The organism is Streptomyces sp. NPDC032126 (genome assembly GCF_055580085.1).
Window position 1 is genome coordinate 904,812 of the sequence record NZ_JBVIMA010000002.1, and the last position, 25,425, is coordinate 930,236.

General features: G+C 72.5%; 23 protein-coding genes and 1 pseudogene. 4 read left to right on the forward strand and 20 right to left on the reverse strand.

The features are described from left to right. Positions 1-73: 73 nt before the first annotated feature. The 3 genes from ACZ5NW_RS12575 to ACZ5NW_RS12585 all read right to left on the reverse strand — a co-directional run bounded on the left by ACZ5NW_RS12575 (position 74) and on the right by ACZ5NW_RS12585 (position 2,762). Positions 74-1,402 (reverse strand): WxL domain-containing protein, encoded by a 1,329-nt coding sequence (locus ACZ5NW_RS12575; RefSeq protein ID WP_468743789.1) that lies wholly within the window; start codon positions 1,400-1,402, stop codon positions 74-76. 164 nt (positions 1,403-1,566) lie between these two features. Then, complete coding sequence (locus ACZ5NW_RS12580) at positions 1,567-1,920, reverse strand: cytidine deaminase (protein WP_468743790.1); 354 nt, start codon at positions 1,918-1,920, stop codon at positions 1,567-1,569. A 29-nt stretch (positions 1,921-1,949) separates the two neighbouring features. After that, the gene (locus tag ACZ5NW_RS12585; protein ID WP_468743879.1) at positions 1,950-2,762 is read right to left on the reverse strand and encodes a helix-turn-helix transcriptional regulator; all 813 of its coding nucleotides are present in this window, start codon (positions 2,760-2,762) and stop codon (positions 1,950-1,952) included. Positions 2,763-2,902: 140 nt separating this feature from the next. Here ACZ5NW_RS12585 and ACZ5NW_RS12590 point away from each other — a divergent pair, with 140 nt between their 5' ends. Beyond that, entirely contained in the window at positions 2,903-4,330 is a 1,428-nt protein-coding gene (locus tag ACZ5NW_RS12590; protein WP_468743791.1) for an MFS transporter, read from the forward strand. Here the strand turns inward: ACZ5NW_RS12590 and ACZ5NW_RS12595 are convergent. The 6 genes from ACZ5NW_RS12595 to ACZ5NW_RS12620 all read right to left on the reverse strand — a co-directional run bounded on the left by ACZ5NW_RS12595 (position 4,310) and on the right by ACZ5NW_RS12620 (position 10,229). Continuing rightward, a complete protein-coding gene (locus tag ACZ5NW_RS12595) occupies positions 4,310-4,669 on the reverse strand; it encodes an MmcQ/YjbR family DNA-binding protein (protein WP_468743792.1) in 360 nt (119 codons plus the stop codon). The genes ACZ5NW_RS12590 and ACZ5NW_RS12595 overlap by 21 nt on opposite strands. After that, complete coding sequence (locus ACZ5NW_RS12600) at positions 4,666-5,964, reverse strand: hemolysin family protein (protein WP_468743793.1); 1,299 nt, start codon at positions 5,962-5,964, stop codon at positions 4,666-4,668. Before ACZ5NW_RS12600 ends, ACZ5NW_RS12595 begins: the two co-directional genes overlap by 4 nt. 13 nt (positions 5,965-5,977) lie before the next feature. After that, entirely contained in the window at positions 5,978-6,475 is a 498-nt protein-coding gene (gene ybeY / locus ACZ5NW_RS12605) for an rRNA maturation RNase YbeY (RefSeq protein WP_142151884.1), read from the reverse strand. A 13-nt stretch (positions 6,476-6,488) separates the two neighbouring features. Next, a complete protein-coding gene (locus ACZ5NW_RS12610) occupies positions 6,489-7,565 on the reverse strand; it encodes a PhoH family protein (protein WP_468743794.1) in 1,077 nt (358 codons plus the stop codon). A gap of 160 nt (positions 7,566-7,725) precedes the next feature. Continuing rightward, positions 7,726-8,847 carry a carbohydrate kinase family protein gene (locus ACZ5NW_RS12615; RefSeq protein WP_468743795.1) on the reverse strand — a complete coding sequence of 374 codons (1,122 nt, stop codon included), beginning with the start codon at positions 8,845-8,847 and terminating at the stop codon, positions 7,726-7,728. 86 nt (positions 8,848-8,933) lie between these two features. Beyond that, the gene (locus tag ACZ5NW_RS12620; protein ID WP_468743796.1) at positions 8,934-10,229 is read right to left on the reverse strand and encodes a glucarate dehydratase family protein; all 1,296 of its coding nucleotides are present in this window, start codon (positions 10,227-10,229) and stop codon (positions 8,934-8,936) included. Positions 10,230-10,463: 234 nt separating this feature from the next. Here ACZ5NW_RS12620 and ACZ5NW_RS12625 point away from each other — a divergent pair. Further along, positions 10,464-11,693 (forward strand): annotated as a pseudogene (locus ACZ5NW_RS12625) (MFS transporter); the annotation flags it as partial. Here ACZ5NW_RS12625 and ACZ5NW_RS12630 read toward each other — a convergent pair. The 10 genes from ACZ5NW_RS12630 to hrcA form a co-directional block, all read right to left on the reverse strand. Then, complete coding sequence (locus ACZ5NW_RS12630; protein ID WP_468743797.1) at positions 11,626-12,618, reverse strand: adenosine deaminase; 993 nt, start codon at positions 12,616-12,618, stop codon at positions 11,626-11,628. The pseudogene ACZ5NW_RS12625 and the gene ACZ5NW_RS12630 overlap by 68 nt on opposite strands. A 20-nt stretch (positions 12,619-12,638) precedes the next feature. Beyond that, entirely contained in the window at positions 12,639-13,544 is a 906-nt protein-coding gene (locus tag ACZ5NW_RS12635) for a ribonuclease Z (protein ID WP_468743798.1), read from the reverse strand. 6 nt (positions 13,545-13,550) lie between these two features. Beyond that, the gene (locus ACZ5NW_RS12640; RefSeq protein WP_468743799.1) at positions 13,551-13,904 is read right to left on the reverse strand and encodes a histidine triad nucleotide-binding protein; all 354 of its coding nucleotides are present in this window, start codon (positions 13,902-13,904) and stop codon (positions 13,551-13,553) included. A gap of 55 nt (positions 13,905-13,959) precedes the next feature. Further along, positions 13,960-17,169, reverse strand: coding sequence for a S41 family peptidase (locus tag ACZ5NW_RS12645; RefSeq protein WP_468743800.1), 3,210 nt, complete (start codon positions 17,167-17,169; stop codon positions 13,960-13,962). A 69-nt stretch (positions 17,170-17,238) separates the two neighbouring features. Further along, a complete protein-coding gene (locus ACZ5NW_RS12650) occupies positions 17,239-17,646 on the reverse strand; it encodes a hypothetical protein (protein WP_468743801.1) in 408 nt (135 codons plus the stop codon). A 188-nt stretch (positions 17,647-17,834) separates the two neighbouring features. After that, entirely contained in the window at positions 17,835-18,227 is a 393-nt protein-coding gene (locus ACZ5NW_RS12655) for a VOC family protein (RefSeq protein WP_468743802.1), read from the reverse strand. A gap of 16 nt (positions 18,228-18,243) precedes the next feature. Further along, complete coding sequence (locus ACZ5NW_RS12660; protein ID WP_468743803.1) at positions 18,244-19,002, reverse strand: 16S rRNA (uracil(1498)-N(3))-methyltransferase; 759 nt, start codon at positions 19,000-19,002, stop codon at positions 18,244-18,246. Then, positions 18,999-20,120: a nitronate monooxygenase gene (locus tag ACZ5NW_RS12665; RefSeq protein WP_468743804.1), complete on the reverse strand. Its 1,122-nt coding sequence runs from the start codon at positions 20,118-20,120 to the stop codon at positions 18,999-19,001. Before ACZ5NW_RS12665 ends, ACZ5NW_RS12660 begins: the two co-directional genes overlap by 4 nt. Before the next feature lie 100 nt (positions 20,121-20,220). Next, on the reverse strand, positions 20,221-21,357 hold the full coding sequence (gene dnaJ / locus ACZ5NW_RS12670) for a molecular chaperone DnaJ (RefSeq protein ID WP_468743805.1): 1,137 nt from the start codon (positions 21,355-21,357) through the stop codon (positions 20,221-20,223). Beyond that, entirely contained in the window at positions 21,358-22,374 is a 1,017-nt protein-coding gene (gene hrcA / locus ACZ5NW_RS12675; RefSeq protein WP_468743806.1) for a heat-inducible transcriptional repressor HrcA, read from the reverse strand. A 150-nt stretch (positions 22,375-22,524) separates the two neighbouring features. Here hrcA and ACZ5NW_RS12680 point away from each other — a divergent pair, with 150 nt between their 5' ends. Beyond that, the gene (locus tag ACZ5NW_RS12680) at positions 22,525-23,250 is read left to right on the forward strand and encodes an MBL fold metallo-hydrolase (RefSeq protein ID WP_468743807.1); all 726 of its coding nucleotides are present in this window, start codon (positions 22,525-22,527) and stop codon (positions 23,248-23,250) included. 31 nt (positions 23,251-23,281) lie between these two features. Continuing rightward, positions 23,282-24,082 (forward strand): DUF3097 domain-containing protein, encoded by an 801-nt coding sequence (locus tag ACZ5NW_RS12685; protein ID WP_468743808.1) that lies wholly within the window; start codon positions 23,282-23,284, stop codon positions 24,080-24,082. 100 nt (positions 24,083-24,182) lie between these two features. On the opposite strand, the gene hemW is transcribed toward ACZ5NW_RS12685, so the two are convergent. After that, positions 24,183-25,415, reverse strand: coding sequence for a radical SAM family heme chaperone HemW (gene hemW / locus ACZ5NW_RS12690; protein WP_468743809.1), 1,233 nt, complete (start codon positions 25,413-25,415; stop codon positions 24,183-24,185). Positions 25,416-25,425: the final 10 nt, after the last annotated feature.

Genomic DNA, 25,425 nt, shown 5'->3' on the forward strand with positions numbered 1-25,425 from the left:
GTCGGGTGGCGAGGGCACGGCCGGGCGGGTGCGGCCCCGTGGGACGGGCGCCCGGCTGATGAGTGACGGCCTGTCAGGTGAGGGTGAGGGTCAGGACGGCGGCGTACGTGCCCGGAGGCGTGAACGCCGGTACGTCCAGGGAGAGGCCCGCGTCGGCGCTGAACTCGCCGCCGGTGAGGGTCCCGTTCGGCGCGGAGGCCAGGGTGGCTCCCGCAGTGCCCACGGCGCCCGCCGACCCGGCCCGGCAGGTGCTCGGGCTGTCCGGCTTGGTGGCACACGCCGGGGTCCAGCTGAGCTTCCCGGCGTCGATCTTGGCGCCGGGCCCGGTGAAGTCGGTGACCTTGCCGGTGAGCGACCAGCCCGCGGGCCCGCCCCGGAAGTCCTTGACGGTCACGGTCTTCAGCGCGCCGGTGGCGTTGCCGCCCTTGCCGAAGTCGACCGAGGAGAGGGCGACGGCGTCCCCGGCCTGGGACATGGACAGCGTCCCCGCCTTGACGGTGGCCGTGACCTTCTGGCTGCCGGCCGGCACGGGTGTGTCGTCGATGACGACGTAGGCGACCGGTCCGGCCCCCTTGTCCGCACTCCAGGCGCCGCCCTCGTAGGCCACGATCCCCGTCGTCGTGAGGTCGCGGACGGCGAGCGAGCCGCTGAAGGCGCCCTGGGCGTCGGCGGTCACGGTGGCGGTGTCGGCGGTCTGGGTGCTCCCGGACCGTCCGGCGAGGGTGACGGAGGCACCGGGCGTGAAGTGGCCACCGGTGACGACGACACTCGCGCCCGGACTGCCGGACGCCGAACTCAGGCCGATCGCCCGGGTGTTGGCGGGCGGATTGGCGGCGGCGGTGACGGTCTCCGACACCGGGGCGGGCGGATTGGTCACCGTGCAGGGGGTGTCCAGCTCAAGGATGTAGCTGGTGTGGATGTTGTAGTCGCCGGGCGAGAGGGTGATCGCGCCGGGCGAGGTGACGGTGAACGTCCCGGTCATGGAGAAGGACGGGAAGGCTCCCCGCCCCGGCACCGGGTCGTTCTTCTTGGGTCCGGCGACGGTGACGGAACCGGTCTGGGCACCGCCGAGGGTGACCTTGCCGGTGGGCGTCATGATGTCGGCGGGCAGGGCGAGATCGGTCGGGTTGCTGGCGGCGGGCTTGACGACGGTGTACGTCACGCTGACGGTGTCGCCGACCTTGGGACTGGCGTTGTCCACGGTGATCTTCGCGGTGGTGGTGCCGTCGATCGGCGGGAGACCGGCGACGGCGGGCGGGATGCAGTGCGTGGGGAAGTCCACGCTCACGGCCGCGGCGCTCGCCGGGGAGGCGAGCGCCCCGCCCGCGGTCACCGCGAGCGCGGCCGCCCCGACCAGCGCGGCGAGGCGCCGTTTTCGGGATCTTGGGGGTGTCGAACCCATGGTTGCCCCCTCCTGAGGGATGCGGGCGCAGCGGCTCGTCTGCGCCGACGGGGGCCATTGACGTGCAGGGGATGTGAGAAGTCAATGGAGATGCCGCAGGAAACTGATGGACCGTCAGCTTCCCTCCAGGTCACCCTGAAGCTGCGGGCGCGGCCCCCAGCAGCTCAGCCGGCCGGGACGGTCAGGCGGACCGTGCCGTCCGGCGAGGCCAGCAGCACCGGGGTCCCCGCGCCGCCGAGGTCGCGCACCGCCGCCAGATCCTCCGCACCGGCGCCCTCCGCCTCCGTCACCACCGCCGCCGCCTCCAGCGACGTCGCCCCGGAAGCCACCGCCATCGCCACGGCGGTGCGCAGCGCGCTCAGCCTCAGGGACGGCAGCTCCACCGTCCCCGCCACATACGTACGCCCGGTGTCGTCCCGTACGGCCGCCCCCTCGGGCACCCCGTTGCGGGCCCGCGCGGAACGGGCCAGGGTGACGATCTTGCGGTCCTCGGGATCAAGCGCGTTGCTCTCGGTCATGCCCCCGAGCATACGAAGCGCGCCCCCGCTCAGCCCGCCACGGGGTACATCGCCCCGCGCCGCCCCTCCGGGGACGCCAGCCACTCCAGCTTCGCCACGGTGTTCGCCTCGTCCAGCGGGGTGTGCAGCACGATCGTCAGGTCGGGGCGCGCCGGCACCCGCAGCGCCGTCGACTCAACGCACAGCAGCCCGACCAGCGGATGCTCCAGCTCCTTGCGGATCACGCCCGCGTCCTGGATGTCCCGCCGCTCCCACAGCTCGGCGAACTCCTCGCTGAGCTCCGTCAGTTCCGCCACCAGCGCCTGGAACCGCTCGTCGTCCGGCCGGGACGCGGTCGCCGCCCGGAACTGCGCCACGACGGTGCGCGCGTTGACCTGCCAGCTCTGGGAACGGGAGCGGTAGAGCTGGTCGGTGAAGAAGTCGACCAGGCAGTTCTGGGTGTTCTCCGGCCGCATGCCCAGCACCCAGCCCGCGGCGTCGTTGTACATCACGCAGTTGTAGTACCGGTCCATGATGTGCGCCGGATACGGCATCCAGGTGTCGATCAGCCGCCGCAGGCCCTCGCAGCCGTGATCGGGCGCCGGCTCCGGCGACGGCGGATTCAGCCCGGCCAGGACGTACAGATGGCGGCGCTCGGCGTTGCTGAGCCGCAGCACCCGGGCCACCGCGTCCAGCACCTGCGGCGAGACGGAGATGTCCCGCCCCTGCTCCAGCCACTGGTACCAGGAGGCGCCCACCCCGGCGAGCACGGCCACCTCCTCGCGCCGCAGCCCCGGCGTACGCCGCCGCGCGCCGCCGGGCAGCCCGGCCTCGGACGGCGAGACCCGGGCCCGCCTGCTCATCAGGAACTCGCGCAGCTCGCTGCGCCGACCGCTCTTCAGGGCGTCAGCCACGTATCGCTCCCCCTCGCGTGTCTGGTGGTGCCACCACCACGATAAGTGCCGACTCCCCACCCGTATTCCGTCGGCCGCAGGCTCTTCCCATGGCGATCGACACACCAACTCCCGTACGCGACCCGCTCCTCCACGACACGACCCCCCGGCTCTCCCCGCGCGACAAGCTCGTCCTGTTCGTGCTGTGCGCCGCCCAGTTCATGGTCGCCCTGGACTTCTCCGTCCTGAACGTGGCCCTGCCCGACCTGGGCGCCGACCTCGGCATGAGCACCTCGGCCCTGCAGTGGGCGGTCACCGCGTTCGCCCTGCCCTCGGGCGGCTTCCTGCTCCTGTTCGGCCGCGTCGGCGACCTCTACGGCCGCCGCCGGCTGTTCCTGACCGGCCTGGCCCTGTTCGGGGTGGCCTCGCTGCTGGCCACGTTCGCCTGGGACCCGGCGTCCTTCCTGGCCGGCCGGGCGCTGCAGGGCCTGGGCGCGGCGGCGATCGTGCCGACCGGCATGTCGCTGCTGACCACCACCTTCCCGGAGGGCCCGGCGCGCGATCGCGCCCTCGGCATCTCCGGCACCCTGCTGTCGCTGGGCTTCACCGTCGGCATGGTGGCCGGCGGCCTGCTCACCGACGCGCTCGGCTGGCGCTCGACGATGGGCCTGCTGTCGCTGTTCGCCCTGGTCGTGCTGCCGCTGGCCCCGGGCCTGCTGCCGGAGTCCCGCACCCCGGAGCGTCCGCGCCTGGACGTGCCCGGCGCGATCACCGTCACCGGCGGTCTGCTCTCCCTGATCTACGCCCTGTCGACGGCCGCCGACCACGGCTTCGCCCGCCCCGACGTGATCACGACGCTGATCGCCGGCCTGGCCCTGCTGACGGCCTTCGCCCTGGTCGAGTCGCGCAGCCCGGCCCCGCTGGTCTCCCTGCCCATGCTGCGCCGCCGCACGGTCGCGTGGGGCAACCTGGGCGGCCTGGTCACCTTCTCGATGATGTCGACGGTCGTCTTCGTGCTGACCCTCTACCTCCAGGAGATCCTGCACCTGTCGGCCTTCAGGACCGGCCTCGTCTTCGGCGTGCAGGGCGCGCTCTCCGCGGTGGCCGGCGCCTACGCCCCGAAGGTCATCGGCCGCCTCGGCGCCCGCCGTACGCTGGCCTTCTCCCTGGCCGGACAGGGCGTCCTGGTGGCCGCGCTGCTCGCGCTGGACACCCACGGCTGGTCGGTCTGGATCGCGACGGCCGCGGTCTCCCTGGCCAGCATGTTCCACCTGGGCGCGATCATCTCGTACGGCCTGACGGTCACCTCGGGTGTGCCGGACGAGGAGCAGGGGCTGGCCACCGGTCTGGTCACCTCGACCCAGCAGGTCGGCCTCACGGTGGGCATCCCGCTGCTGGGCGTCCTCGCGACGACGACGGACGACCTGCTGGCGGGCGTGCACACGGTGCTGGCCCTGGACGCGGCCATCACCGTCGCGGCGGCCGTCCTGATCGGTCTCGGTCTGCGGGGCCGCCGCTCAGGGACGGTCGAGGCGTAGCCGCTCGGCGCGTGGCAGCCCGGCGACGACGAGATCGTAGGAGTCCTCCACCAGCTCCCGGACCAGCCGGTCCGGGAGTTCGCCGTCGACGGTGACGGTGTTCCAGTGGCGCTTGTTCATGTGGTAGCCGGGGGCGATCAGGCCCGGGTGCTCACCGCGCAGCCGGACCGCGTCCTCCGGGTCGCACTTGAGGTTGACCTTCAGGGGGCTGGCGTCGAGCCAGCTCAGGGCGAACATCTTGCCGAGCACCTTGAAGACGGAGATCTCCGGGGCGAACGGGAACTCCTCCACGGCCGCGTTGAACGACAGGCACAGGGTGCGCAGTTCCTGCGGAGTCACTCGCCCTCCGTCTCCTCGTCCGGGAAGTCCACCGGCTCCACCAGCACCGTCACGATCTTGTTCCGCCGGCCGGCGGCGGCCTCCGCGGTCAGCCGCAGCTTGCGCTCGTCGGGCAGTTCCACGGCGGCCGAGGCACCGGCGATCGGCACCCGCCCGAGGGCCTTGGCCAGCAGGCCGCCGACGGTCTCCACGTCCTCGTCGTCGTACTCCTCCAGGCCGTACAGCTCGCCCAGGTCGGTGATGTCGAGGCGGGCGGTGACCCGGTAGCGGTCGTCGCCCAGCTCCACCACCGGCGGCAGCTCACGGTCGTACTCGTCGGTGATCTCGCCGACGATCTCCTCCAGGATGTCCTCGATGGTGACGATGCCGGCGGTGCCGCCGTACTCGTCGATGACGACGGCGACGTGGTTGCGGTCCTGCTGCATCTCGCGCAGCAGGTCGCCGGCGTTCTTGGTGTCGGGGACGAAGGCGGCCGGCCGCATGGCCGTGGACACCAGCTCGGACTCGGCGTCCCGGCTGATGTGCGTCTTGCGGGCCAGGTCCTTGAGGTAGACGATCCCGACGATGTCGTCCTCGCTCTCCCCGGTGACCGGGATGCGCGAGAAGCCGGAGCGCAGGGCGAGGGTCAGGGCCTGACGGATCGTCTTGTAGCGCTCGATGACGACGAGATCGGTCCGCGGGACCATGACCTCCCGCACGAGCGTGTCGCCGAGTTCGAAGACCGAGTGCACCATGCGGCGCTCCTCGTCCTCGATGAGCGACTCGGCCTCGGCGAGGTCGACCAGCGCGCGCAGCTCCGCCTCGGAGGCGAAGGGGCCGCGGCGGAAGCCCTTGCCGGGGGTGAGCGCGTTGCCGATGAGGATCAGCAGGGACGGGATCGGCCCCATGATCTTCGCCAGCGGCAGCAGCACGTACGCCGCCGCCGTGGCGGTGTTCAGCGGGTGCTGGCGGCCGATGGTGCGCGGGGAGACCCCGACGGCCACGTAGGACACCAGGACCATGACGCCGATCGCGGCGAGCAGGGCCTGCCAGGTCCCGTCGATCTCCTTCAGACAGGCGTACGTGACCAGCGCGGCCGCCGCCATCTCGCAGGCGACGCGGACCAGCAGCGCCACGTTGAGATAGCGGGTGGGATCGGCGGCGACCTGGGCGAGCCCCGCGCTGCCGCGGCGGCCGGTGCGCACCGCCTCGTCGGCGCGGAAGCTGGAGACGCGCGCGATGCCCGCCTCGGCGCAGGCGGCGAGCCAGGCGACGACGACCAGGGCGATCGCCCCGAGGACGATCTGCGGACTCATCCGGGCGGCCCTCTTACGAGACGGTCGGCGCCGGCGACGGGCCGGTCAGGCCCTTCTCCGCACGCCAGCCGTCGACGATGGCGGCCTGCAGCCCGAACATCTCGGCCTTCTCGTCGGGCTCCTCGTGGTCGTACCCGAGCAGGTGCAGCACGCCGTGGACGGTGAGCAGCTGGAGTTCCTCGTCCATGGAGTGCTGGGTGGGCGCCTCCTCACCCTGCTTCTTGGCGACCTCGGGGCACAGCACGATGTCGCCGAGGAGGCCCTGCGGGGGCTCGTCGTCGTCCTTGGACGGCGGCCGCAGCTCGTCCATCGGGAAGGACATGACGTCCGTCGGCCCCGGCAGGTCCATCCACTGGATGTGCAGCTGCTCCATGGCGTCGGCGTCCACGACGATCACCGAGAGCTCGGAGAGCGGGTGGATGCGCATCCGTGCGAGCGCGTAGCGGGCGATGTCGAGGATCGCCTGCTCGTCGACCTCGGTTCCGGACTCGTTGTTGACGTCGATCGACATGGTGCTGCTGTGTCTACTTCCCCTTGTGCCCGGACCGGCCCCGGCCGCCCTTGTCCTTGTGGGTGCCGTTCTCGGTGCCGTGCGTGCTGTCGTACTTCTCGTACGCGTCGACGATACGGCCGACGAGCTTGTGCCGTACGACATCGTGGGACGTGAGCCGGGAGAAGTGGACGTCCTCGACGCCCTCCAGGATCTCCTGCACCTGCCGCAGACCCGACTTGGTGCCGTTGGGCAGGTCGACCTGGGTCACGTCACCGGTGATCACGATCTTGGAGTCGAACCCGAGCCGGGTGAGGAACATCTTCATCTGCTCGGGCGAGGTGTTCTGGGCCTCGTCGAGGATGATGAAGGCGTCGTTGAGCGTGCGGCCGCGCATGTACGCCAGGGGGGCGACCTCGATGGTCCCGGCGGCCATGAGGCGGGGGATCGAGTCGGGGTCGAGCATGTCGTGCAGCGCGTCGTACAACGGGCGCAGGTACGGGTCGATCTTCTCGTAGAGCGTGCCGGGCAGGAAGCCGAGGCGTTCGCCGGCCTCGACCGCGGGGCGGGTCAGGATGATGCGGTTGACCTGCTTGGACTGAAGGGCCTGGACCGCCTTGGCCATCGCCAGATACGTCTTGCCGGTGCCGGCGGGGCCGATGCCGAAGACGATGGTGTGCTTGTCGATCGCGTCGACGTACCGCTTCTGGTTGAGGGTCTTGGGGCGGATGGTGCGGCCGCGCGAGGACAGGATGTTCTGCGTCAGTACCTCGGCCGGGGTCTCCTGGCCGTCGCTCGTCCCTGCCTCGCTCGCCTTCAGCATGGCGATCGAGCGTTCCACTGCGTCCTCCGTCATCGGCTGCCCGGTGCGGAGCACGAGCATCATCTCGTCGAACACGCGCTGGATCAGGGCGACTTCCGCGGAGTCGCCGACCGCGCTGATCTCATTGCCCCGGACGTGGATGTCGGCCGCCGGGAAGGCCTTCTCTATCACGCGCAGCAGGGAGTCTCCGGATCCCAGCACCGTCACCATCGGATGCTGGGCGGGAACGGTGAACTCTGCTCTCGCCTGCCCCTGCGCGGGTGTGTGAGCTGTGGGTGTCTGAGTCATGGGCCGGCGCTGAAGGCCTGCGGTTCCTCCTTGTCACGGCCGCGTAGCTGACGGCGGCCTCGCGTAATCAAGCTTACGACGCGGTGCTGACATCGCCGTAGGGCTTTTCCTACCGGGGTCCGTCGTCGGCTGCGGGCGGTGGGGGACGGTCACGCCTGGTTCAGGCGGATCTGCCGAAGCCGATCGTCGGGACCGCTCGGCGCAGCGGCCAGGGGCGGGCTTCCTCCGCCGGGATCAGGTTCTCCAGGAAGGCGTAGCGGCGCAGTGCCTGTCTGTCCTGGGTCGTGAGGGACTGGACCTTGCGCCACCATGCTGCGATCTCCGCCCAGCCGGGGGCCGAGAGCGAGCCGCCGAACTCCTGGACCGAGAGGGCCGCCGTGAGGCCCGCGAAGGCCAGGCGGTCGGCGAGCGGCCAGCCGGCCAGGGTGCCGGTGACGAAGCCCGCGACGAAGACGTCGCCCGCGCCGGTCGGGTCGAGGGCCTCGACGGCGATCGCGGGCACCTCGGCGGTCTCACCGGTGCGCCGGTCCACCGCGTAGGCCCCTTCGGCACCGAGGGTGACGACCGCGACCGGTACGTGTTCGGTGAGGGCGTGGGCGGCGGTGCGCGGGGAGTCGGTGCGGGTGTAGCGCATGGCCTCCTCGGCGTTCGGCAGGAAGGCCTCGCAGTGGGCGAGGTCGGTCAGTCCCGCCAGGTCCCAGGCGCCGGTGTCGTCCCAGCCGACGTCCCCGAAGATCCGGGTGCCCCGGGCGGCGGCCTGCGCGATCCACGGCGCGGGCTTGCCGGGGGTGAGCGAGGCGACGGCGGCACGCGCGCGGGGCGGGCAGTCGGGCGCGGGCTCCTCGGGCGGCGGCTCGTGGCCGTGGGAGACCATGGTGCGCTCGCCCTCGTACGCCATGGAGACGGTGACCGGGGAGTGCCAGCCGGGCACGGTGCGCGACGGGGAGAGGTCGATGCCCTCGCCCTGTTCGAGGGCGTCCCAGCAGTACTCGCCGTAGTGGTCGTCGCCGAAGGCCGCGGCGAGGGACGTACGCAGGCCGAGGCGGGCGAGGGCCGTCGCCATGTTGGCGACCCCGCCGGGGCTGGAGCCCATGCCGCGCGCCCAGGACTCGGTGCCGCGCACGGGGGCGGAGTCGAGACCGGTGAAGATGATGTCGAGGAAGACGGTGCCGGTCAGATAGACGTCCCAGGGCGGGTCGTCGGGGGCGCGCAGGGCGGCGAGGGGGTCTACCCGGGCCGGGCTGGGGTGCCCCTCGGCGGGGGACGCGGTGGACGCGATCACGGTGCGCTCCCTGGCATGGTGCTGATCTGGCCAGTGTGCACCACGTCACTGACAACACCCCGTCCGTCACGCCGCGTCGGCGGCCGCTACCAGCGTGGCACGGCGGGTGTGACCCACCCCGGGTCCACGACCCGCATGGCCGCCGCGTCGTCGCGGTCGCGCAGGGTGCCGTCGTCGTCCAGCCAGCGCCGGTGCAGCAAGGCCAGGCGGTCGCGGTCCAGTTCCACGCCGAGGCCCGGGGCGTCGGAGACGGTCATCCGGCCGTCGGTGAAGGTGAGGCGTTCGGTGAGGACGTCCTCGGACTGCCAGGGGTAGTGGGAGTCGCACGCGTGGTGGAGGTTCGGGACGGTCGACGCCACGTGGGTCATCGCCGCCAGGGAGATGCCCAGGTGGGTGTTGGAGTGCATGGACACCCCGACCCCGAAGGTCCGGCACAGCGCGGCGAGTTGCTGGGTGTTGCGCAGCCCGCCCCAGTAGTGGTGGTCGGAGAGGACGACCTGCACGGCTCCCCGGGTGAACGCCTCCGGGATCTCATCGAAGGTCGTCACGCACATGTTGGTCGCGAGCGGCACCGTCGTCCCGGCGGCCACCTCGGCCATCGCCGGGGTGCCGAGCGCGGGGTCCTCCAGGTACTCCAGGACGTCCCCGAGCTCCTTGGCCACCGTCAGCGAGGTCGCCACGGACCAGGCGCCGTTGGGGTCGAGGCGCAGGGGGTGACCGGGGAACGCCTCGGCCAGCGCGCGCACGGCCGCGATCTCCTGGTCGGGCGGGAGGACACCGCCCTTGAGCTTGAACGACGTGAAGCCGTACCGCTCGGTGAACTTCCGTGCCTGCTCGACGACTCCGGCGGGATCGAGGGCCGCGCCCCAGTCGTCCTTCTCGGCCGCGACGCCCTCGGGGTGGCCGGCCCACTTGTAGAACAGGTAGGCGCTGTACTCGACCCGGTCGCGCACCTTGCCGCCGAGCAGGGCGTGGACGGGCAGTCCGAGCGCTTTGCCGAGGGCGTCGAGGCAGGCGACCTCGAAGGCGGAGACGACCGACAGCCGCAGTTTGTCGGCGGTCTGGACGCCTCGCAGTCCGCCCACGTCGACGGCGTCCCGCACCCGGGAGCGGTCCACGGCGACCTCGTCGGCGACCGTGAAGAGACCGTTCAGATCCGTGACCTGGCGGCCCTTCACCTTCTCCGCGAAGGGCCGGGCCAGCTCCAGGTACTTGGTGTCCCCGTAGGTCTCCCCGAGCCCCGTGGTCCCGTCGGCGGTCACGATCTCGACGATCAGCCGGGGGGTGTAGGGCTGGTGGACTCCCTGGGTGTTCAGCAGCGGCGGGTCGGCGACCAGGATCGGCGTCAGCCGTACCTCGGTGATGGTCAGGTCACGGGTCATGCCGCCGCTCAACTCCCCCTATCGAGGCTATCCACGTACAAGACCGAAGGTTAGATACGTGAACGGCCGCCCGTCAACGGGCACCCGTGTCCGGGATCACAGTCTCCCCACACCCCCCTCCCCTTCTTCTCGATCCACACGCTTGATACAAATTGCCCGCGCGTTCCCGTCCGCCGACGGCCGTTGCCCATCCCCCCTTCAGAGCCGCTCACTTCGCACGCCCCGGGAACGCCCGTGTCCGCCCCCCGCACCACCCTCTGGCCCCTCGTCGCCCTTTTCACGGCCGGGTATCTCGCCCCCTATCTGCTGCCGACCGTCGTCGGCCGGCTGGACTCGGGACTGCCGCTGACGGCCACCCGGGCGGGGGCCGTCGGCAGCGCGCTTCTGCTGGGCTCCGCGTCGGCGGGCTTCGTGTTCGGGTCACGGGTGGAGCGGATCGGCGCGCGCACCCTCGCCCGGGCCGGACTGGCCCTCGCCGTCCTCGGTTACGGCGGCGCGGCGCTCACCTCGTGCGTCCCCGCCGTCGTCGCCGGCGCGGTGCTCGGCGGTCTCGGCTCCGGTACGGCCACCACGGTCGCCGCCACCCGCATCGCCGCCCAGCCCGATCCGCACCGCGTCTCCACGCTCGGCCTGCTGGTGCTCTCCGCGCTCGCGGCCGCCGTCTGTCTGACGGTCCCGCACCTCGGCCCGGGACACGGACAGCCCCTGGCCGCGATCGCGCTCACCGCCGTCGCCGTATGGCCGCTGACCCGGCGTCTGCCGGAGAGGACGGCGGCGGCGCGGCGGCGCGGCCCCGCCCCGGACACCCGGCTCCCCCACCTGCGCGCCGGGCTCGTGCTGACCGCCGCCATGCCCGGCTGGTCCCTCGTGCAGAACGCGCTGTGGGGCGTCAGCGGCCGCATCGGACTGACCCAGGCCCATCTCACCGAGGCCGCCGTCGGAGCCGTCTTCGCCGTGGCGCTGGGCGCGGGCCTGCTCGGGGTGGTGGGCGCGGGGGCGCTGGGGCCCCGGCTCGGGCGGGCGGTGCCCATCGGGGCCGGGACCGCGCTGATCGCCGGATGTGTGGTGGTGAGCGCGTCGGCGACCGGTCCGGTGACCTTCGCGGCCGGTGAGATCGCCTGGAACGTGCTCTACCCGGTCGTCCTGTCGTATCTGCTCGGCCTCGCCGCCGCCCTCGACCCGCGGGGCCGCTGGGCGGTCCTCGTCGGCTCGGCGTCCTCCCTGGGGACGGCGGCGGGGCCCCTGACGGGGAGCATGCTGTCGGAGCGGGCGGGGTTCCCGGCGATGGGCGTCGTCCTCGGCCTCGGGCTGCTGATCGTGGCGGTGCCGATGACGCTGGTCGCGCTGCGGGCGGGCCGGCCGTCCGGCGCGCCCCGTCCGCCGGCCCGTCCGGCGCTCACCGGAACTCGTAGGCCTCCACCTCCGCGAGATACCGGGTCCGCCGCTCCTCGTCGTCCTCCAGGAAGGACGCGAGGAAGGAGTTGCGGGCCAGTTCCCGCAGCCGCTCCTCGCTCAGCCCCAGCTCGTCCCGTACGGCGGTGAAGTTGTCCCCCGCGTACCCGCCGAAGTAGGCCGGGTCGTCGGAGTTGACCGTGCACAGCAGCCCGGCGTCGAGCATGGCGGGCAGCGGGTGCTCGGAGAGCGTGTCCACGGCGCGCAGCCGCACGTTGGACAGCGGGCACAGGGTGAGCGGAACGCGCTCGCTCACCAGCCGCTTCACCAGCTCGGGGTCCTCCATGCAGCGCAGCCCGTGGTCGACGCGCTCCACGCCGAGCACGTCCAGGGCCTCGGTGATGTACTCCGGCGGCCCCTCCTCGCCGGCGTGCGCGACGCGCCGCAGCCCGAGCGCGGCGGCGGCCTCGTACACCTCGCGGAACTTCGCCGGGGGATGCCCCACCTCGGCCGAGTCGAGCCCGACGCCGGTGATCCGGTCGAGGTACGGCTCGGCCGCGCGCAGGGTCCGCAGGGCCGACTCGGCGGACTCGTCGCGCAGGAAGCACATGATGAGCCGGGTCGAGACACCGTGGCGGGCCTCGCTGCTGCCGAGCGCCCGCCACAGCCCCTCGACGACCACGCCCATGGGCACACCCCGGGACAGATGGGCCTGCGGGTCGAAGAAGATCTCCGCGTGCCGCACCCCCTGCGCGGCGGCGCGGGCCAGATAGGCGTTGGCGAGGTCCTCGAAGTCCCGCTCGGTGCGCAGGACGGCCATCAGCTCGTAGTAGAGGTCGAGGAAGGACTGGAGGTCCTCGAAGGCGTACGCCCGGCGCAGTGCGTCGGTGTTCTCGTACGGCAGCGTCACACCGTTGCGTTCGGCGAGCGCGAAGGCCAGCTCCGGCTCCAGGGTGCCTTCGATATGAAGGTGCAGTTCGGCTTTCGGGAGGGGCATCGAAATATCGTACGGCCGTTTCACCGACGCTTCGGTACCGGCACCCGGAGCAGGTCGTGCGCCACGGTCAGCTCCCCCTCGAAACCGGCGGCCCGCGCCTGCCGCTCGAACTCCTCCGGCTCGGTGTAGCGCTGACTGAAGTGGGTGAGCACGAGGTGGCGCACACCGGCGTCACGGGCCACGGCGGCGGCCTGACCTGCCGTCAGGTGCCCGTGCTCGACGGCGAGTTCGACGTCCTCGTCGAGGAAGGTCGACTCGATGACCAGCAGGTCGCATCCCTCGGCGAGGGCGTACACCCCGTCGCACAGCCGGGTGTCCATCACGAACGCGAACCGCTGTCCGCGCCGCACCTCGCTGACGTCCTCCAGCCGGACGTCCCCGAGCACGCCCTCGCGCTGGATACGGCCCACGTCCGGCCCCTTGACGCCGTGCGCGGCGAGCCGGTCGGGCAGCATGCGGCAGCCGTCGGGCTCGACGAGGAGATAGCCGTAGGACTCCACGGGGTGGGAGAGCCTGCGGGCGTGCAGGGTGTACGCGGGGGTGGCGGCGAGGACGCCGTCCGTGTCGACCGGGGCCTCGGTGATGCCGACGGTCTCGCGGTACGCGGTGGCGTACCGCAGCCGGTCGAAGAAGCGCTGCCCGGAACGCGGATAGTGGGCGGTGACCTGGTGCGGGACCTGGTCGAGGTTGACGCGCTGGATGACCCCGGCGAGGCCGAGGCAGTGGTCGCCGTGGAAGTGGGTGACGCAGATCCGGTTCAGGTCGTGGGCGGCGACACCGGCGCGCGCCATCTGGCGCTGGGTGCCCTCACCGGGGTCGAAGAGGATGCCCTCGCTGTCCCACCGCAGCAGATAGCCGTTGTGGTTGCGCTGCCGGGTCGGGACCTGGCTGGCGGTGCCGAGGACCACCAGCTCACGCACGGACACGGCGGCCTATCCGGGGGGCCACTGCAGGCCACGGCCGCCGAGGACGTGCGCGTGGGTGTGCCAGACGGTCTGGCCGGCGCCGCTGCCGGTGTTGAAGACGATGCGGTAGCTCTCCAGCTTGTCCTCGTCGGCGACGGCCTTCGCCTCGCGCAGTATGTCGGCGGCGACGCCCGGTTCCGCGGCGGCCAGCTCGGCGGCGTTCTCGTAGTGCACCTTGGGGATCACCAGGACGTGCGTGGGCGCCTGGGGGTTGATGTCCCGGAAGGCGACGGTCGTCTCCGTCTCCCGGACGATCGTCGCCGGGATGTGCCCTTCGACAATCTTGCAGAACAAGCAGTCGTCCTGCGGCTCCCCTGCCATTTTCCCTCCGGGGGTCGGGCGGTGCGGTTACGCGGGGCATCGTATCGCCGTCGGTCTACGCGCCCGGCAACTCGGGCGCCACCTTGGCCGGGTTCTCCTCCAGCGCCGCCAGCGCCAGCCGGATCGCCTCGTCCAGCTGGGTGTCGCGGGACGCCGCGTGGTCCTGCGGGGCCATCACGACCTCCACGTCCGGGTCGACGCCGTGGTTCTCCACGTCCCACCCGTAACCCTCCAGCCAGAACGCGTACTTCGGCTGGGTGACGAGCGTGCCGTCGACCAGGTGGTAGCGGCTGTCGATGCCGATCACCCCGCCCCAGGTGCGGGTGCCGACCACCGGGCCGATCCCCAGCGCCTTGATGGCCGCGTTCACGATGTCCCCGTCCGAGCCGGAGAACTCGTTGGCGACGGCGACCACCGGCCCCCGCGGCGCGTCCTCCGGATAGCTGGACGGCCGCATGCCGCGCGGCAGGTCCCAGCCGACGATCCTGCGCGCCAGCTTCTCGACGACCAGCTGCGAGGTGTGCCCGCCCCGGTTCTCCCGGACGTCGACGACCAGGCCCTCCCGCGCCACCTCGATCCGCAGGTCCCGGTGGATCTGCGCCCAGCCGGGCGCCTGCATGTCCGGCACGTGGAGATAGCCGAGCCGGCCGCCCGACCGCTCATGGACGTACGCCCGCCGGTCCGCGACCCACGCGTGATAGCGCAGCGCCTCCTCGTCGGCGATCGGTACGACCACCACGTGCCGCGGCTCGCCCCCGCCGGCCGGCGAGATCGTCAGCTCGATCGCCTTGCCCGCCGTACCGACGAGCAGCGGCCCGGGCCCGGTGACCGGGTCGACGGGATGACCGCCGACCGCGACGATCGCGTCCCCGGGGCGCACGGCCACGCCCGGCGCGGTCAGCGGGGAGCGCGCGTCGGGGTCGGAGGTCTCCGACGGCAGGATGCGGTCGACGCGCCAACCGCCGTCCTCGTGGCGGGAGATGTCGGCGCCGAGCAGGCCCTGGCGGGCCCCGTTGCCGTATCCGCCGCGCGGAATGACGTAGGCGTGCGAGGTGCCCAGCTCGCCGTGCACCTCCCAGAGCAGGTCGACGAGGTCGTGGTGGGTCGACACCCGGTCGAGGACGGGCCGGTAGCGGTCGAGGACGGCGTCCCAGTCGACGCCGCCGAAGTCGGCGCGCCAGAAGTTGTCCCGCATGATGCGGCCGTTCTCGTCGAACATCTGCCGCCACTCCGCGGCCGGGTCGACGGTCTGGCGGATCCGGCCGAGGTCGACGGTGATGTTGCCGTCCGAGTCGTCGTCGCCCGGGGCCCGCCGGTCGCTCGGTACGACCCTGAGCTTGCCGTCGGACCACAGCAGCAGCCGCTTGCCGTCGCCGCTGACCTCGAAGTCGTCGGCGTCGGCGGCGAGATGCTCCAGGCGCCGCTGGACGAGGTCGTAACGCTCCAGCTCGGTGCGCGGATCGGGGTCGTCCGGGGTGGCCCGGGAGGCGCCGAGGACACCGCGCACGGGGTGGCGCAGCCACAACACGCCGTCCTTGGCGGCGGCCAGGCCGGAGTAGCGGCCGGCCTCGACCGGGAACGGCACGATGCGCTCGGCGAGTCCCTCCAGGTCGATCCGGGTCGCCGGGGTCCCCTCGCTGTCGGGCGTCTCGTCCTTGTCCGGCGCGTCGAAGGGCCGCCCGTGCCGCTGCGGCCCGAAGGGCGAGGGCGTGGTCGCGGCCAGCGTGATCAGATACGGGCGGGCGGCCACGACGAAGGACAGGTCGAAGGCGTGCTGGTCGTAGACCGGGTCGAAGGCGCGCGTCGACAGGAACGCCAGGTGCTTGCCGTCGAGGGTGAAGGCGGGCGCGTAGTCCCGGAAGCGCAGCGGGGTCGCCTCGGAGACCGACAGGTCGGTGGTGTTGGCGAGCTTGAGCTGGCTGAGCGGCCGCGGCCCGGGGTGCGACCAGGCCAGCCAGGTGGAGTCCGGGGAGAACACCAGGTCCGAGACCTCACCGTCCTCGCTGCGGTCGACCTCGCGGATCTCGCCGCTGTCCCGCTCGACGAGCAGCAGCCGCCCGTCGTGCGCGGCGACGGCGGCACGGCTGCCGTCGGGGGCCATGGCCAGCTCCAGGACCCGGCCGAGGCGTCCGGCGCCGATCCGGCGCGGGGTGGCGCCGGGGGCGAGCCCGGTGGCCGGGGCGAACTCCAGGGCGTCCTCGCCCTCCGCGTCCGTCACCCACACCACCCACTCCTCGCCCTCCGCGCGGAAGGTGCGCGGCAGCCGGGCCCGTACCCCGGGTGCGGCGGCGAGGGCGCGGGCGGGACCGGAGCGGTGGGTGACCCAGTGGATGGCGCCGCGCACCTCGACGGCGCTGCCGCGCGCCGTGTGGTCGGGGGCGGCGGCGCCCAGCCAGCGGGACGCGGTGACGGGCCGGGGCCGGCGGTCGACGCGCTGCCCGCCGAGGCGGACGTCGAGGCGGCGCGGCTCGGCGCCGTCCAGGTCGTCGAGGATCCACAGCTCACCGGCCGAGACATAGACGATCCGGGTGCCGTCGCCCGCGGCGTGGCGGGCGTAGAAGCCGCCGAGGGGGGTGTGCCGGCGCAGGTCGGAGCCGTCGGCGAGGGAGGAGTACAGGGCGCCGGTGCCCTCGTGGTCGGAGAGGAAGGCGAGCCGCTCCCCCACCCACACCGGGGATTCGAGGTTGCCGTCGAGTCCCTCGTGCACCCGGACGAACGTGCCGTCGCCGTCCCGGTCGATCCACAACTTGCCCGCCGTACCGCCCCGGTAGCGCTTCCAGTGGGCGGCCTCGCGGCTGATCGCGGACTGCAGGACGGTGTGCGGGCCGTACGCGACATCGCCGACGGGCCCGTACGGCAGGGTGGTCGCCGGTCCCCCGTCGAGCGGGACGGCGCGGGCCCAGCTGCGGCGCAGGGACGCCTGGTCGTAGGTGCTCAGCGCGAGGACCCGGCCGTCCGGGGTCCAGCCGCGCACCCGGGTCTGCCAACTGCCCCAGTGCGTCAGCCGGGTGGAGGGGCCGCCGTCGACCGGGGCGATGTGCACCTCGGGGGCGCCGTCGCGGGTGGAGGCCCAGGCGACGGTCGTGCCGTCGGGGGAGATACGGGGGCCGGTCACGGGGACGTTGTCGACGCTGACCCGCCAGGCGCGGCCGCCGTCGAGGGGCGCGATCCACACGTCGTCCTCGGCGGTGAAGGTCACCAAGTCGCCGTGCGGGTGCGGGAATCTGAGGTATGCGGCAGACGTCGCGGACGAGGACTGGGTCACCCGATCACCCTATGCACGCGCCCGCCCTTCGGCCACGGGTTTCGATCACTTGCCCCTTGCCCCGCCGGGTCACTTGCCCCGCACCGGGCAGTGCGGGTCACCCGGGCACCACACGGTCTTCGTGACCGTGACGGTGGCGGTGGGCCGACCCGGCCGGTTCGGTTGGCCGGGCCGTGCCGACGGGGGCGGCTCGACCGGCGAGGGGCTCGCCGACTTGCAGTCGCCGAGCCCGCTCACATGGAACAGCTGCTTGTTGCCGACCTCGGCGGTGAGATCCCCGCGCACACAGGCCCCGTCGACGGCCCGGGTGACCTTCCCCTTGACGGTGATGTTCCGGTCGTCGCCGGTCCGGCCCCGGCAGTCGATGGTGACGATCTTCTCGCCGTCGCCGTACTGGCCCGTGCAGTTGAGCCAGTTCACCTTGACGTCGTGCTGCTGGATCTCGCGCGTCGCGGCCTGGTCGGTCGTGTACGCCACGGACACCGCCCCCGGCCCCCCGGGCTCGCACCCGACGACCCCGAAGAGCCCCACCACAGCGACCCCGGCCACCCCAAGAGCCCGAACGCGACCAACCATGCACGCAGCCTGCCACTCACGGGCACGAGCGGGTAGGGCGCATACAGCCACAACGGACCCGAAGCCGAAATACGGCCCCACCAGCGGAGCTATCCGCGCAGCAGCAGCCACTCCTGAAGTTCCACCACGTTGCCCTCGGGATCCTTGAGGTGGGCGGCGCGCATGCGGTCGGACACGGAGGCGGGGCCGTGGATCAGGGTGGCGCCCCGGGCGGCGATCTGGGCGCAGTAGGCGTCCAGGTCGTCGACGCGCAGGGCGACCAGGGAGCGGTGGCCGTTGGCCTCCTCGCCGAGTTCGCCCAGGATCTCCGCCATCATCGCCCGGTCCTGGATGGCGATCCCCGCCGAACCGGTGGCCGGGCTGAACTTCTCGTACGGCCCGTGCACCGCCCCCGACTGCGGCTTGAGGCCGAGGACGTCGGCGTAGAAGTGGTAGCAGGCGGCGAAGTCGGTGACGAGCAGCCGTACTTGGGCGAGTTCCACGGTGTCCCCCCTGGGTTCAGGACCAGCGGCCGGTGCGGCCGAGGAGCAGGGCGGCCGCCGCCGTACCGGCGGTCGATGTCCTCAGCACCGTACGTCCGAGCACGAACGTCTTCGCGCCCGCCTCCGCGAATTGCGCCAACTCGTCGGCGGCGACGCCCCCTTCGGGGCCGACGACCAGCACGATCTCGCCCTCGGTGGGGAGTTCGGCGGTGGCGAGGGCGGCGCTGCTGTGCTCGAAGTCGGAGTGCAGCACGGCGGCGAAGTCGGCTTTGGCGAGAAGTGCCGCAACCTGCTTGGTCGTTGCCGCGTCCGCGACCTCCGGGAAGCGCACCCGGCGGGACTGCTTGCCCGCCTCCCGGGCCGTGGCCCGCCACTTGGCGAGGGCCTTCTGGCCGCGCTCGCCCTTCCACTGGGTGATGCAGCGCGCCGCCTGCCACGGCACGATCGTGTCGACACCGACCTCGGTCATCGTCTCCACGGCCAGCTCACCGCGGTCGCCCTTGGGCAGCGCCTGGACCACGGTGATCCGGGGCTGCTCCGGGGGTTCCTCGGTGACGTCGTCCAGGCCGCCGACCACCAGGCGGTCCTTGCCCTCGGTGGCCGTGACGACGCCCTGCGCCCAGCGGCCGCGCCCGTCGGTGAGGACGACCTCCTCGCCGGGCCGCAGCCGCTTCACGGACACGGCGTGCCGGCCCTCGGCTCCTTCCAGGACGAACTCGCCGCCGCTGAGGGCGGGCCCGTCGAACGACTCGACCACGAACACCGGTGCCGTCATCGCTCCTCCTCCGACGAAGATCCGCGCGAAGCTCCAAGCGAGGATCCATGCCAGGATCCGCGCGACAACGCTGTCACGGCCGCGTCGGTCTCGGCGGCCAGCACCTCCACCAGCTGCCCGGCGGGCAGATCGCGGGCCATCCGGTGACCCTGCCCCGCCCACAGCGCCATGCCCTGCGCGTCGCCCGCCTTGGCGGCCGCCTTGCGCAGCGGGGCCGTGAGGTGGTGGACCTCCGGGTAGGCGGCGGGCGCGTACGGCCCGTGCTCGCGCAGGAAGCGGTTGACCAGGCCGCGCGCCGGGCGGCCGGAGAAGGCGCGGGTCAGCTCGGTGCGGGCGAAGAGCGGGTTGGTCAGCGCCTGCTTGTGCACGGCGCTCGCGCCGGACTCGGGCGTGGCCAGGAACGCGGTGCCCAACTGCGCCGCGCACGCGCCCGCCGCGAGGACGGCGGCGATCTGGCCGCCGCGCATGATGCCGCCCGCGGCGACCAGCGGGATGCCGACGGTCTCGCGGACCTGGGCGAGCAGGGAGAGCAGACCGATGCCGGCGCCGTCGTTCTCCGGGACGTCCCGGTGGGTGCCCTGGTGGCCGCCGGCCTCGACGCCCTGCACGATCACCGCGTCGGCGCCCGCCCGCTCGACCGCGAGGGCCTCCTCGGCGGTCGTCGCGGTGACCAGGGTGAGGGTGCCGGCGCGGCGCAGCGAGTCGAGCGCGTCGCGGCTCGGCACGCCGAAGTGGAAGGAGACCACCGGTACCGGGTTGTCGAGCAGCACCGCGAGCTTGGCGTCGTAGCCGTCGTCGCGGCCGCTGTCGGGGTCGCCCAGCTCGGTCTCGTACCAGGCGGACTCGCCGGCGAGCTGATGGGCGTAGAGCTCGACCGCGCCCGACTCGGCGTACTCCGGCTGCGGCATGAAGAGGTTCACGCCGAAGGGGCGGCCGGTCAGCCCGCGCAGCTGCTTGATGTCCTGGTACATCCCGTCGGCGGTCTTGTACCCAGCGGCCAGGAAACCGAGCCCGCCCGCCTCACTGACGGCGGCGGCGAGGCCGGGCACGGAGACACCGCCCGCCATGGGGGCCTGCACGATCGGCAGAGGGAAGAGATCGGTCAGTGCGGAGGACATGACGGCATGTTGTCACGTCCTCCGGACAACACCGAACCCGGGCTTCCCTTGGCCTGGCCCACCGGAAACCCGGTGGACCACACCCCGTCCCCGGCGCTCGTCAGCGGCCGTTGAACGCGTCCTTCAGCCGGGAGAACAACCCCTGCTGACCCGGCTGGAACTGGCCCTGGGGGCGTTCCTCGCCCCGGAGTTTGGCCAGCTCGCGCAGCAGCCGCTCCTGCTCCGGGTCGAGCTTCGTCGGGGTCTGGACCTCAACGTGGACGATCAGATCGCCCCGGCCGCCGCCGCGCAGATGGGTGACGCCCCGGCCGTGCAGCGGGATCGACTGGCCGGACTGGGTACCGGGCCGGATGTCGACCTCCTCCATGCCGTCCAGCGTCTCCAGCGGCACCTTGGTGCCGAGGGCCGCGGCCGTCATCGGGATGGTCACCGTGCAGTGCAGGTCGTCCCCGCGCCGCTGGAACATCGCGTGCGGCAGCTCATGGATCTCGACGTACAGGTCACCGGCGGGACCGCCGCCGGGGCCGACCTCGCCCTCACCGGCGAGCTGGATCCGCGTGCCGTTGTCGACACCGGCCGGGATCTTCACCGTGAGGGTGCGCCGGGAGCGGACCCGGCCGTCGCCCGCGCACTCCGGGCACGGCGTCGGGACGACCGTGCCGAAGCCCTGGCACTGGGGGCAGGGGCGGGACGTCATGACCTGGCCCAGGAAGGACCGGGTCACCTGGGACACCTCACCGCGACCACGGCACATGTCACACGTCTGGGCGGACGTGCCCGGCGCGGCGCCCTCACCGCTACAGGTGGAGCAGACGATCGCCGTGTCGACCTGGATGTCCTTGGTCGTGCCGAAGGCCGCCTCGTCGAGGTCGACCTCCAGCCGGATCATCGCGTCCTGGCCGCGCCGCGTCCGCGACCTCGGCCCCCGCTGGGACGCCGTGCCGAAGAAGGCGTCCATGATGTCGGAGAAGTTGCCGAAGCCACCGGCCCCGAAGCCGCCCGCGCCGGCGCCGCCGGACTGCGAGAGGGGGTCGCCGCCGAGGTCGTAGACCTGCTTCTTCTGCGGGTCCGACAGCACCTCGTAGGCGGCGTTGATCTCCTTGAACCGCTCCTGGGTCTTCGGATCCGGGTTGACGTCCGGGTGCAGCTCGCGCGCGAGCCGCCGGAAGGCCTTCTTGATCTCTTCCTGCGACGCGTCGCGACGCACGCCGAGAACGGCGTAGTAGTCCGTGGCCACCTACGACTCCGCCAGGATCTGTCCGACGTACCGTGCCACTGCGCGTACCGCTCCCATCGTTCCCGGGTAGTCCATGCGGGTCGGGCCGACCACGCCGAGCTTGGCGACTGCCTCGCCGCCCGAACCGTAGCCCACCGACACCACCGACGTGGAGTTGAGTCCCTCGTAGGCGTTCTCGTGCCCGATGCGCACGGTCATGCCCGAATCCCCCGCCTCGCCCAGGAGTTTAAGGAGCACGACCTGCTCCTCCAGGGCCTCCAGGACGGGCCGGATGGTGAGGGGAAAGTCATGGTTGAAGCGGGTGAGATTGGCGGTGCCGCCGATCATCAGCCGCTCCTCGTTCTCCTCGACGAGCGTCTCCAGAAGGGTGGAGAGCACCGTCGAGACCGTGCCGCGGTCCTCGACCTCGAAGGCGTCGGCCAGGTCCTCCACGAGACGCGGAACGTCCGTGAAGCGACGGCCGGCGACCCGGCTGTTCAGCCGCGCCCGCAGATCGGCGAGCGAGGTCTCGCCGAACGGAGCCGGGCAGTCCACCATCCGCTGCTCCACCCGCCCGGTGTCCGTGATCAGCACGAGCATCAGGCGCGCCGGAGCGAGCGACAGCAGCTCGACATGGCGCACGGTGGAACGGGTCAGGGACGGGTACTGCACGACGGCGACCTGCCGGGTGAGCTGCGCGAGCAGCCGCACCGTGCGGGCCACGACGTCGTCGAGATCGACGGCGCCGTCGAGGAAGTTCTGGATCGCCCGACGCTCGGGCCCGGTCATCGGCTTGACGCCGGCCAGCTTGTCGACGAACAGCCGGTAGCCCTTGTCCGTCGGAATCCGCCCGGCGCTGGTGTGCGGCTGCGCGATGAAGCCCTCGTCCTCCAGCACCGCCATGTCGTTGCGCACGGTGGCCGGGGAGACGCCGAGGTTGTGCCGCTCGGTGAGCGCCTTGGAGCCCACCGGCTCCTCGGTGCCGACGTAGTCCTGAACGATGGCGCGCAACACCTGCAGCCGTCGTTCGCTCAGCATCCGCGTCCACCTCCAGATGTCATGTCCCGTGGCATCCCGCCTGGCACTCTGCCCTTCCGAGTGCCAGGGCTACCCGCCAGTGTACGGCGGTGGGGTACTCCCTGGGCAAGGCCGGTCTCCGCCTCGCGGCCGTACCGTTAGCCTCGCCGCATGACGGTGACTTGGGAAGAGCTGGGATGGGAGCGGATCGCGTCCGGCGTGGGGCGCCGCCGGCTGCCTGGCTGGGACTGCACGGTGGGACTCGTCGTCGGGGCGGCGGGCGTACTGCTGATCGACCCGGGTTCCAGCGTGGCGGAGGGGGCGCGGCTGCGGTACGAGGCCGAGGAGCTCGCCGGCCGTCGTGTGACCCATCTCGCTCTCACCCACCCCCACTTCGACCACGTCTTCGGGGCGGCGGCGTTCGCGGGCGCGGAGGTGTTCGGCGCGGTGGGGCTGGACGCCCTGCTGGCGCGCGAGGCGGAGGAGCTGCGCGCCGACGCGGTCCGTCAGGGCCTGGACGAGGCGGCGGCCGAGGAGGCGGCGGACGCCCTGGTCACCCCCCGCCATCTGGTCTCCGGGGAGTGGACCCTGGATCTGGGCGGCGGCCGCGAGGTCCTGCTGGCGAACGTCGGCCCCGGCCACACGTCCCACGACCTCGCGGTCCTGATCCCCGGCGAACGGGAGACGGTGTTCTGCGGCGACCTGGTCGAGGAGTCCGGCGAACCCCAGGCGGGCCCGGACGCAGTACCGGCGCAGTGGCCGGCGGCACTGGACCGGCTGCTGTCGCTGGGCGGCGAGGACGCGGTGTACGTGCCGGGTCACGGCGCGCTGGTGGACGCCGGGTTCGTACGACGGCAACGGGACGCCCTCGCCGAGCGCTTCGGCGTGTCGCGCTGAGCCGGCATCCACTGGTCCTATCGTCATCCGAATGCGCCAGTACTCACCCGACCTGACCCCGCCGTGGAAGAAGCCCAAGCCGGTGCCCGAGGTCCCCGCCGACCCGGGCCTGGTGGTGGAGGAACCGGCCACCGGTTTCTGCGGCGCGGTGATCCGCTGCGAGGCCGGCACGGTGACCCTGGAGGACCGCTTCGGCAAGCACCGGGTGTTCCCCCTTGAGCCGGGGGGCTTCCTGCTGGAGGGCCGGACGGTGACGCTCGTGAGGCCTTCCGCCGCGCCGGTACGTCCCACCCGTACCGCGTCCGGCTCGGTGGCCGTCCCCGGCGCACGCGCGCGCGTGGCCCGCGCCGGCCGCATCTACGTCGAGGGCCGGCACGACGCGGAACTCGTCGAGAAGGTGTGGGGCGACGACCTGCGCGTCGAGGGCGTGGTCGTGGAGTACCTGGAGGGCGTGGACGACCTCCCGTCGATCGTCGCGGAGTTCTCCCCCGGCCCGGACGCGCGCCTGGGCGTCCTGGTGGACCACCTGGTCCCCGGCACGAAGGAATGGCGCATCGCCCAGCAGGTCACGAGCGACCACGCGCTCGTCGTGGGCCACCCGTACATCGACATCTGGGAGGCGGTGAAGCCGTCGTCCCTGGGCATCGAGGCATGGCCCCGCGTCCCGCACGGCCAGGACTGGAAGACGGGCGTGTGCCGCGCGCTGGGCTGGCCCTCGGAGAACACGGGCGCGGTCTGGCAGGCGATCCTGAAGCGGGTGAACTCCTACAAGGACCTGGAGCCGGAGCTGCTGGGGCGCGTGGAAGAGCTGATCGACTTCGTCACGGAATAGGAAGGTGCACTGCACCCACCTAGGGGCGCGGGGAACTGCGCGACAAGCCACAACGCACCCGCAGCCGCCACTCAACAGAACCCGGCACCCCCTTAGGCACCTAATCCACGAGGTCCCGCACCACCGCATCCGCCAGCAACCGCCCCCGCAGGGTCAGCACGGCCCGTCCCTCGTCGTAGGGGCCCTGTTGGAGCAGCCCCTCCGACAGAGCCCTGTGGGACGCCTTGAGGCCCTGCTCGCACAGCAGCGACAGGGGCACGCCCTCGCGCAGCCGCAGCTCCAGCAGAATCCGCTCGACCCGCCGATCCTCCTCCGACAGCACCTCACGCCCCGCCCCCGGAGAGCGGCCGGAGGCCAGCGCCGCGGCATACGCGCCGGGATGCTTCACGTTCCACCAGCGCACCCCGCCCACATGCGAGTGCGCTCCCGGCCCCGCGCCCCACCAGTCCGCGCCGCGCCAGTACAGCTCGTTGTGGAGGCACCGTCCGGCCTCGGAGGTCGCCCAGTTCGAGACCTCGTACCAGTCGAACCCGGCGGCCGCGAACGCGTCCTCCGCGATCAGATACCGGTCCGCGTGCACGTCGTCGTCCGTCATCGGCACCTCGCCGCGGCGGATCCGCCGGGCCAGCTGCGTGCCCTCCTCGACGATCAGCGCGTACGCCGAGACATGGTCGGGGCCCGCTCCGATCGCCGCGTCCAGGGACGCCCGCCAGTCGTCGTCCGACTCCCCCGGCGTGCCGTAGATCAGGTCCAGGTTGACGTGCTCGAAGCCCGCCGCGCGCGCCTCCGCCACACAGGCCTCCGGGCGCCCCGGCGTGTGGGTCCGGTCCAGCACGCGCAGCACATGCTGCTTCGCGCTCTGCATCCCGAAGGAGATCCGGTTGAAGCCGCCCTGCCGGAGCGTCGCCAGGTAGGCCGGGTCGACCGACTCCGGGTTCGCCTCCGTCGTGACCTCGGCGTCGGCCGCCAGCCCGAACTCGTCGCGGATCGCCCCCAGCATCCGTACGAGATCGCCCGCCGCCAGCAGCGTCGGCGTACCGCCGCCGACGAAGACCGTGCGGACCGGACGCGGGTCGTCGCCGAGGACCTTCCGGGCCAGGCGGATCTCCTCGATCAGGGTCTCGGCGTAGTTGTCGCGGGAGGCGAGGACACCGCCGGTGCCGCGCAGCTCGGTCGCGGTGTAGGTGTTGAAGTCGCAGTAGCCGCAGCGGGTCGCGCAGTACGGCACGTGCAGATAGAAGCCGAGGGGCCGGTCGGCGGCCCCGGCCAGCGCGGACGCGGGCAGCGCGCCGTCGGCGGGGACGGGCTCGCCGTCGGGGAGTGCGGAGGGCATGTCCCCCATT

Excerpts from the sequence above, each read along its gene's own strand:
- ACZ5NW_RS12575 (WP_468743789.1), bottom strand. The coding sequence starts at position 1,402 with ATGGGTTCGACACCCCCAAGATCCCGAAAACGGCGCCTCGCCGCGCTG.
- ACZ5NW_RS12580 (WP_468743790.1), bottom strand. The coding sequence starts at position 1,920 with ATGACCGAGAGCAACGCGCTTGATCCCGAGGACCGCAAGATCGTCACC.
- ACZ5NW_RS12585 (WP_468743879.1), bottom strand. The coding sequence starts at position 2,762 with ATGAGCAGGCGGGCCCGGGTCTCGCCGTCCGAGGCCGGGCTGCCCGGC.
- ACZ5NW_RS12590 (WP_468743791.1), top strand. The coding sequence starts at position 2,903 with ATGGCGATCGACACACCAACTCCCGTACGCGACCCGCTCCTCCACGAC.
- ACZ5NW_RS12600 (WP_468743793.1), bottom strand. The coding sequence starts at position 5,964 with ATGAGTCCGCAGATCGTCCTCGGGGCGATCGCCCTGGTCGTCGTCGCC.
- ybeY (WP_142151884.1), bottom strand. The coding sequence starts at position 6,475 with ATGTCGATCGACGTCAACAACGAGTCCGGAACCGAGGTCGACGAGCAG.
- ACZ5NW_RS12610 (WP_468743794.1), bottom strand. The coding sequence starts at position 7,565 with ATGACTCAGACACCCACAGCTCACACACCCGCGCAGGGGCAGGCGAGA.
- ACZ5NW_RS12620 (WP_468743796.1), bottom strand. The coding sequence starts at position 10,229 with ATGACCCGTGACCTGACCATCACCGAGGTACGGCTGACGCCGATCCTG.
- ACZ5NW_RS12630 (WP_468743797.1), bottom strand. The coding sequence starts at position 12,618 with ATGCCCCTCCCGAAAGCCGAACTGCACCTTCATATCGAAGGCACCCTG.
- ACZ5NW_RS12640 (WP_468743799.1), bottom strand. The coding sequence starts at position 13,904 with ATGGCAGGGGAGCCGCAGGACGACTGCTTGTTCTGCAAGATTGTCGAA.
- ACZ5NW_RS12660 (WP_468743803.1), bottom strand. The coding sequence starts at position 19,002 with ATGACGGCACCGGTGTTCGTGGTCGAGTCGTTCGACGGGCCCGCCCTC.
- ACZ5NW_RS12665 (WP_468743804.1), bottom strand. The coding sequence starts at position 20,120 with ATGTCCTCCGCACTGACCGATCTCTTCCCTCTGCCGATCGTGCAGGCC.
- hrcA (WP_468743806.1), bottom strand. The coding sequence starts at position 22,374 with ATGCTGAGCGAACGACGGCTGCAGGTGTTGCGCGCCATCGTTCAGGAC.
- ACZ5NW_RS12680 (WP_468743807.1), top strand. The coding sequence starts at position 22,525 with ATGACGGTGACTTGGGAAGAGCTGGGATGGGAGCGGATCGCGTCCGGC.
- ACZ5NW_RS12685 (WP_468743808.1), top strand. The coding sequence starts at position 23,282 with ATGCGCCAGTACTCACCCGACCTGACCCCGCCGTGGAAGAAGCCCAAG.
- hemW (WP_468743809.1), bottom strand. The coding sequence starts at position 25,415 with ATGCCCTCCGCACTCCCCGACGGCGAGCCCGTCCCCGCCGACGGCGCG.